Below are 7,637 nucleotides of genomic sequence, written 5' to 3'. Positions count from 1 at the left end.
GGTGTCCTCTTACGGCATCGGCTTGCCGCGTGCCGCCACCAGCACCGCGTACCAATCCTCCCCGCTCATTTCCAGCTTGAAGGCTTCTGCCGCCTCGCGGATGCGGGCCGGGGTCTGGCTGCCGACCAGGGGGATGGGGCGGGCGGGATGGGCCATGGCCCAGGCATAGATCACGGCTGCACGGCCGACACCCTGACGCGACGCGATCTTGTCCAGCACCGCGATCACGGCGGCCGCCCGCTCATCCTTGGGTTCGCCCAGCAGATCGCCGCCACCAAGGGGCGACCAGGTCAGCACCGCCAGATCGCGTTCCAGCGCCTGGTCCAGCACCCCGTCGAACAGCGGATCGACATAGGCGGGGGAGAATTCCGGCTGGATGGAGGTCAGCTTGAACGGCATGTGCGCGGCCAGGGCCGCCACCTGTGCCGGTGTATAGTTCGACACGCCGGCCGCCTTGATCTTGCCCTGTTGGCGAAGCTTGTCCAGCGCGGCGGCCAGTTCCGCCGGATGGGCCAGCAGGTCGGGGCGGTGGATCTGGTAGAGATCGATGCAGTCCACCCCCAGCCGCTTCAGCGATGCCTCGCAGCATTCCACCAACCGCTCACCGCGCGCCCAATAAGGGATCGGGGGCAGGATGCCACCCTTGGTGGCCAGCACGATCCTGTCGCGCAAGCCCGGATTGGCGGCCAGCACCCGGCCGAACAGGGCCTCGGCCGCCCCGAACCCGTGCGGATGCCCGAAACCATAGATGTCGGCCGTGTCGAACAGGGTGATGCCGGTTTCCAGCGCCGCCATCGACCGTGCCGTGGCGGCGACGACGTCATCGTCGTGATAGCGCCACATGCCCCAGCCCAGGGCGGAGACGGGCACGGCCCCTTCGATCAGGGTGCGGGGGGCGGCATCGATGGTCAGGCGGTCCATTTGCTTCCTCAAGGGCGCTCGAGCATAGGGGCCACCCTTCTACAAGCAAATCACCCATGCTGCCACCATGCTTGCCAGCGGCCCTTGCACTCCAAATAGTGATACGCGTGTTTGAACATGGGGTACCGCGATGGAAGCGGCGAATATGGGCCCAGGCCCGGAAGAGACGGTGGAACGGCTGGTCCGCCTGTTGACGGTGGATGAGCTGGGACCGGACCTGTATCAGGGCTCCCGCCAGATCGGCGGCAAGGGAAGGGTGTTCGGCGGGCAGGTGGTGGCCCAGGCGCTGGCTGCCGCCATGCGCACCGTCGATGGCGGCCGCATCGCCCATTCGCTGCATGCCTATTTCATGCGCGGCGGGGATGAGGACCATCCCATCGACCTGCGTGTCCACCGTGATTTCGACGGGCGCAGCTTCGCCACCCGCCGGGTGGAGGCCATCCAGGGCGGGGAGCCGATCCTGACCCTGTCTGCCTCCTTCCAGCGGCCCGAACAGGGGCTGGAGCATGCCGATTACCGCATGCCGGCCGTGGCCCTGCCGGAGGATTTGCCGCCGGAAGCGGAGATCGTGAAGGGTTTCATCGACAAGCTGCCGCCCATGGCCCAGCATTTCCTGCGCCGCCGCCGAGCGGTGGAACTGCGCTATGTGAATCGTGTCGATCCGACCGACGGGCAGCCGCACGACGCCGTGCAGCATGTCTGGTTCCGCGTCGTGGCGCCGTTGCCCGATGATGCCGACCTGCACCGTGTGGCCCTGGCCTATATCACCGACATGGTGCTGCTGGGCTCGTCCCTGCTGCCGCATGGCGTCAACTGGATGACCGGCACGGCCAAGGGCGCCAGCCTGGACCATGCCGTCTGGCTGCACGAGCCGGATTTCCGCGTCGATGACTGGCTGCTCTACAGCACGCATAGCCCCTGGAGCGGTGGTGGGCGCGGCCTGAACCATGGCCGCATCTTCGACCGCACCGGCCGCCTGATCGCCAGCACGGCCCAGGAAGGCGTGATACGCCGCATGATATAATATTCCCTCAGGTGCCGGGCGTCGCCATCCGGCGGCTTGGCTCACGCGACCACGTGGTCGCGGGCCGGCGGTCGCCGGCCTGACAGTTACTCAATTAAGAGGAGCCCAGCCCATGTCCCGTCCCACCGCCCCCGGCCGTGACGAATACCGCCATTTCCGCCGGCTGGACACGCGCTGGATGGACAATGACGTCTATGGTCATGTCAACAACGTCACCTACTATTCCTATTTCGACACGGGCGTGAACGCCTATCTGATCGAAAAGGGCGTGCTGGATATCCATGCCGGCACGACCATCGGGCTGGTGGTGGAAACCGGCTGCCGCTATTTCGCCTCCGTCGCCTTCCCCGATACGCTGGAAGTGGCGATCCGTGTCGCGCATCTGGGCAACAGCTCCGTGCGCTATGAGGTGGCGATCTTCAAGGAAGGCGAGGGGACGGCCGCTGCCGCCGGCCATTTCACCCATGTCTATGTCGACCGCGACAGCCGCCGTCCGGCCGCGTTGCCGGCGGATTTGCGGGCAGCGCTTGAGGTGTTGACGTAATTCGTAGGTCGGGGTTCGCATTGCTCACCCCGACCTACGGTTACCCTTCCAGATACCCCAACGCCACCGCTCCCGTACGCCGCAGCCCCTTATAGGAAGCTACATCCTCGGGCACCGATCGCAGCACCGACGCGAACTGCCGCCGCTGTTCCCCGTCCAGGGCCGACAGCGGCCGCAGATGCGTGCGGATGGTGAACAGCACCGCCCCGCTGCCCGGCAGCTTGCTCAAGGTCTGCCGCTCCACCCGCAGATACAGCCTGTCCCCGGCATTGTCCGCATCGATGTCGGCATCGGGCGGCGAATGCGCCTGGGTTCCCGGCTGGAACAGGGTGGGATCATCGGCCAGGGTCCAGTTGGCGCGCCAGGCGGTACGGCCGGGGGCGAGAGTGTCGAAGAACCGATCCACCGGCGTGGCCAGCGAAGCGTCATAGCCGGGCACCCGCCGGTGGATGCCGGGCAGGGGCTTGCCCAGCATATGCGGCAGAAACCAGTGGGACGGAAAGCACACCGCCCCACCCATCAGCCGCCATCCGCCAGGCGTCTTCGACAGCAGGCACAGATCATCGGGCAGCAGATGGCCCAGCAGGTGCAGCGGATGGTCGAAATCCGCTGGCTTCAGCACCATTCCCGCCACCCTGCTGTCGATCCCGCCTTCCACGGCGCTGAACCAGTCCGGAAAACGCCCCGTCAGATGCGCGATCACCAGTTCCAGCAGTTCCGCCGCTGCCGCCCGCGCTTCCGGCATCAGGGCCAGCACATCCCATTTGCGCTCGCGTAACAGCCGGGCGCGCTCGGCCAGCTGTACGGGGCAGCCGGCATCGGGTGCCAGCCATTGTGCCGGGTCCTGCGTGCGCAGCCCCATGCCCATGCGATAGGTGTCACCGTCAAAGGGCCAGGGATAGGGTTCGGGTGGCAGCATCGGGGGTATACGGTCAGCCGGAAATGTAAAAGGGCCTTCCATCTCGCGATGGAAGGCCCAATCCAACATTCAATCAAGCTCGGTATCAAGACCCGATGCGGCCACCGTCGGTACGGCGGATCCACACCACCGACGGGCGCGGATATTCGCCGTCCGGCCACTTGGACTGGGCATTGTCGAACACACCCGCGACATCCTCGCCCGGATGCTGCACGGCGATGAAGAAGGAGGTGTTGTCCGGCGACATCAGCGGACCGCAGCATTCGGCACCGGCCGGTACCGACAGGAAGCGCTTCACCGCCACCGGCTGGCCGGGCGTGCCCGACAGCGGCATGGCATAGATACCGTCATTGAACGGATAGCTGGACGGCGTGCCGTCCGTGGCGATCCACATGTTGCCGCTGGCATCGAAGGTGACATTGTCGGGGGAGCCGAAACGATCACCGGTGAAGGTGGAAACGCCGTTCAGCGCGACATTGTCCACCGCCGTGGCCGCCGCGGCCGGATCACCGGCCAAGAGGAAGATGCGCCAAGTGAAGGTCTTGGCCGTATGATCGTTGCCGGCCTCCGTCACCTCGACGATATGGCCCGTGCGGTTGGGACCGCGCGGGTTGGCGGCATCGGCCTTGGCCGGCACCGCACGGCCGGCACCGGCGCGCGACCCGCTGGTCACGGTCGCCGTGCTGCTGGCGGCCTGACGGCTGCTGTTGTTGGTCAGGATGATGTACATCTTGCCGTTGCCGTAGAAATCGGCATCGACGGTGGCTTCCAGGTCTTCCGGACGGTCCATCGGCGTGGCGCCGACAGCGTCGCCGGCGCGGCGGCTGTTGATCAGCACGTCGGCCTGGGTCTGGAAGCGGCGGGTGCCGTCCGGATAGGTGGCGGCGGCCAGCAGCGGGCCTGACACCGGGTCATTCAGGTCCAGCGGCAGCCAGACGCCGGTGCCATCGGCATTGAAGCGCGCGGCATAGAGCGTGCCGTTCTCCAGCAGGTCCATGTTGGCGGCGCGGTTGCTGGTATTGTAGGTGCCGGAGGACACGAACTTGTAGACATATTCGAACACCGTGTCGCAGCCGGAATAGGCCGTGACCTTGTTGGTGCCGCGCGTCAGGGCGATGGTGGCGCCCTCATGCTTGAAGCGGCCCATGGCGGTACGCTTCTTGGGCATGGAGGTCGGGTCGTACGGATCGACCTCGACCATCCAGCCGAAGCGGTAGGGCTCGTTCACGCCTTCCGGCTTGCCGCAATCGAAGCGGGGAACGTAATTCTCCCACTTGCGGCCGGTGGCACCGGCGGTGACCGTGTAATCGGTATGGTCCAGCGCGATCTTGGCGTCGGCAACCTTGGAACGGTTGGCGAAATACTGGTCGAAATTCTCTTCCGCCGCCAGGTACGTGCCCCAGGGCGTGAAGCCGCCGGCGCAATTGTTGAAGGTGCCCAGGACCAGCGTACCCGTCGGGTCGGCCGGGGTCTTCAGCTTGGCATGGCCGGCGGCCGGGCCCGTGACGCGGATCGGCGTGGTGCCGGTGATGCGGCGGTTATAGGGCGAAGTGACGTCGTAGCTCCAGCGGCCGTTCAGGATGCGGGCGTTCAGCACGGAAATGCCATGCGCCTCGATCTCGACCAGGGACTCGTTCTCGCTGCCGGTATAGCCGGGGAACATGTTGGTGCCCGTCGTATACTCATGGTTCACGCACATCAGGTAGGACGGGTAGGGCAGGCGGCCGATCTTGGCCGGCGCGCCGAAACGCTCGGGGAACACCGCGACCATGTCGCAGTTGAAACCGAAGCGCTTGGCCTGGTCGGCCGGGGTCTGCTTGGTCGGGTCGAACGGCGCCATGCCGGGGAACAGCGGGTCGCCCCAGCGGATCAGGGTGTTGGCCTCGTACCCGGTGGGCACGGTCACCTTGTCGGCCTTGGTCTCGGCCACCGACGCGAAGGTCAGCGGCAGGGTTGCGGCCTGTGCCTCGTTGCCGGTCAGGAAGATGCCGGGGGCGGACAGGGCCGCCGTGGCGGCGGCCGTCGTGGCCGTGCCGCGCAAGAAATGGCGGCGGCCGACGCTGGCTTCCAGCACCTTGTCGAAGGTCTTGTCCGCACCGATGCCACGTTCTTCAAGATTGTCGCGGTCGATTTCGGGGACGTCGATCTGGCTCACGGACTTGCTCCCTGGATATGAGGCGCCAAAAAACGAGAGGCGGGGGTCGCCTTTGTCGGCCCCTCGTCTACACCGGCGAACAAGACGGTAATTTTGGGGATGCGTGAAGATTATGCGTCAGTTTTATTATCGAAAGTGCCGCCTGTACGAACGATATACAGCATAGATTTGAGAATGATTATCAATATCTATGTATAAGCTGATCTCTATACATCCCGGAACTCTCATTAATCCGTAACAAAATCCAGTTAGAAGCCAGGGACGTTTCAAGCGTCCGGTTTCATCCTGGAACCGGCGATGCGTTTTCATCATCCCGATCTCAGATGGCGGCGACCATGGCTATTCAATCGATTTCGCGGGGCTCCCGCCGGTTCGGGCGGAAACTGGCGTCGGGCACGGCCATGCTGCTGCTGCTGGCCGGTCCCTCCCTGGCGCAGCAGACGCTGCCCCCGGTGGCCGAACCGCGCCGGCCCGACCTTGCCGCCCCCGCCCGTCCCGCCGCCCCGGCCCAGGGCGGGATCGAGATCGCCCCGGCCCCCGGCGTCGCCCCCGTGGCCGGTGCCGCCACCACGCCGCTGACCCTGTCACGGGTTGCGGTGGAAGGGGCCGACACGATGCCAGCCGGCAGCTTCGATGACCTGACCGCCGCCATCACGGGCAAGCCGGTGACCCTGGCCGACCTCTACGCCACGGCCGATGCCATCACCGCCCGCTACCGCGATGCCGGCTGGGTCCTGGCCCGCGCCGTGGTTCCGGCCCAGCGCATCACCGACGGGGTCGCCACCATCCGCGTGGTCGAAGGCTTCATCGCCAAGACGGTGGTCGAGGGCGATACCGGTGCCCATGCTGGCCGTATCCAGTCCTACCTGGACCATCTGACCGCCACCAAGGGCGCCTTGAACATTCAGGACCTGGAACGCTGGCTGCTGCTGGTCAACGATCTGCCGGGTGTCTCCGCCCGCGCCGTGCTGTCACCCGCCGTCGGGCAGACGGGTGGTTCGGTGCTGACCTTGAAGGTGGAACAGCAGACGGTCCAGGCCTATGCCGCCATCGATAATCGCGGCTCCGTCTATGCCGGCCCCTGGCGCCTGTCGGCCGGTGCGGCGTTCAACACCGCCGCCGATGGCGGCCGCTTCACCATCTCTGGCCTGACCGCCCTGGAAGACCCCGAGGAGCAGCAGGGTCTGACCCTGTCCTGGGATCAGCAGGTGGGCAGCGAAGGCACCATCCTGGGCGTGCGCGGGTCCATCCAGCGCGGGGAACCGGGCGACAGCCTGGAGGCGCTGGAGGTCACCACGCGGTACAGCGGCGTGACGCTGCGCGCCGCCCACCCGTTCCTGCGCACCCGGGCCAAAAGCCTGATGGTCGATGCCGAATTCAACGCGTATGAGACGCGCACCGCCTTCTTCGGCCAGCGTTTCGCCCAGGATGTGGTGCGTACCCTGTCGCTGGGGGCAGACTTCACCCTGCTGGATCAGGCCGGCGGTGCCAACCGTTTCGCCGCCCGTGTCGTGCAGGGTCTGGACATGATGGGCGCCACCCGTGACGGCTCCACCGACAAGTCGCGCGCCGCCGGGTCGTCCGAATTCACCCGCATGACGTTCGAGGCGGAACGCGTCCAGGCCCTGGGTAACGGAATGTCGGCCCGTCTGGCCCTGACCGCCCAGATCGCCGACCGGGCGCTGCTGGCGCAGGAGGAATTCAAGCTGGGCGGGGCCGCCTTCGGCCGCGCCTTCGATGATGGCGAATTGTCGGGCGACCAGGGCGTCGCCGGTCTGGTGGAACTGCGCTACGCGCTGCCGGTGGGTGAGGCGGTGGGCGTGCAGCTCTACGGTTTCTACGACCATGGCAAGGTCTGGAACGACGATCCCGTGACCCAGATAGACGGGGTGAAGATGGCGTCGGTCGGGGCCGGCCTGCGCGCCAATCTGGACGATACAATGTCGGCCGATCTGGCCGTGGCCAAGCCGCTGCGCCGCGACGTGGCGACCAAGGGCGACCGCGACGCCCGCTTCTTCGTCGCCGTCACCACCCGCTTCTGATCCGCGCGCCCGATGCACAAGGGGAATGAACC

General features: G+C 66.4%; 6 protein-coding genes. 3 read left to right on the top strand and 3 right to left on the bottom strand.

The window, feature by feature from the left end; translation table 11 throughout:
• Nucleotides 1–9: 9 nt before the first annotated feature.
• On the bottom strand, nt 10–921 hold the full coding sequence (locus ACM9HJ_RS28935; RefSeq protein ID WP_416575275.1) for an aldo/keto reductase: 912 nt from the start codon (nt 919–921) through the stop codon (nt 10–12).
• A 130-nt stretch (nt 922–1,051) separates the two neighbouring features.
• On the opposite strand from ACM9HJ_RS28935, the gene ACM9HJ_RS28930 reads away from it, so the two are divergent.
• The gene (locus ACM9HJ_RS28930; protein ID WP_416575274.1) at nt 1,052–1,945 is read left to right on the top strand and encodes an acyl-CoA thioesterase; all 894 of its coding nucleotides are present in this window, start codon (nt 1,052–1,054) and stop codon (nt 1,943–1,945) included.
• A 112-nt stretch (nt 1,946–2,057) separates the two neighbouring features.
• The gene (locus ACM9HJ_RS28925) at nt 2,058–2,489 is read left to right on the top strand and encodes an acyl-CoA thioesterase (protein ID WP_416575273.1); all 432 of its coding nucleotides are present in this window, start codon (nt 2,058–2,060) and stop codon (nt 2,487–2,489) included.
• Between the two features lie 40 nt (nt 2,490–2,529).
• Here ACM9HJ_RS28925 and ACM9HJ_RS28920 read toward each other — a convergent pair whose 3' ends face one another.
• Nucleotides 2,530–3,408 (bottom strand): heme-dependent oxidative N-demethylase family protein, encoded by an 879-nt coding sequence (locus ACM9HJ_RS28920; protein ID WP_416575272.1) that lies wholly within the window; start codon nt 3,406–3,408, stop codon nt 2,530–2,532.
• A gap of 85 nt (nt 3,409–3,493) precedes the next feature.
• Entirely contained in the window at nt 3,494–5,563 is a 2,070-nt protein-coding gene (locus ACM9HJ_RS28915; RefSeq protein WP_416575271.1) for a PhoX family protein, read from the bottom strand.
• A 335-nt stretch (nt 5,564–5,898) separates the two neighbouring features.
• On the opposite strand from ACM9HJ_RS28915, the gene ACM9HJ_RS28910 reads away from it, so the two are divergent.
• Nucleotides 5,899–7,605, top strand: a complete 1,707-nt coding sequence (locus ACM9HJ_RS28910) for a ShlB/FhaC/HecB family hemolysin secretion/activation protein (protein ID WP_416575270.1) — start codon at nt 5,899–5,901, stop codon at nt 7,603–7,605.
• The last annotated feature ends 32 nt before the right edge of the window (nt 7,606–7,637 follow it).

It is taken from the genome of Niveispirillum sp. KHB5.9, from assembly GCF_048066115.1.
GTDB lineage: Bacteria > Pseudomonadota > Alphaproteobacteria > Azospirillales > Azospirillaceae > Niveispirillum.
This window is presented reverse-complemented; position numbering and strand designations above follow the sequence as displayed.

Excerpts from the sequence above, each read along its gene's own strand:
- ACM9HJ_RS28920 (WP_416575272.1), bottom strand. The coding sequence starts at position 3,408 with ATGCTGCCACCCGAACCCTATCCCTGGCCCTTTGACGGTGACACCTAT.
- ACM9HJ_RS28935 (WP_416575275.1), bottom strand. The coding sequence starts at position 921 with ATGGACCGCCTGACCATCGATGCCGCCCCCCGCACCCTGATCGAAGGG.
- ACM9HJ_RS28910 (WP_416575270.1), top strand. The coding sequence starts at position 5,899 with ATGGCTATTCAATCGATTTCGCGGGGCTCCCGCCGGTTCGGGCGGAAA.
- ACM9HJ_RS28930 (WP_416575274.1), top strand. The coding sequence starts at position 1,052 with ATGGAAGCGGCGAATATGGGCCCAGGCCCGGAAGAGACGGTGGAACGG.
- ACM9HJ_RS28925 (WP_416575273.1), top strand. The coding sequence starts at position 2,058 with ATGTCCCGTCCCACCGCCCCCGGCCGTGACGAATACCGCCATTTCCGC.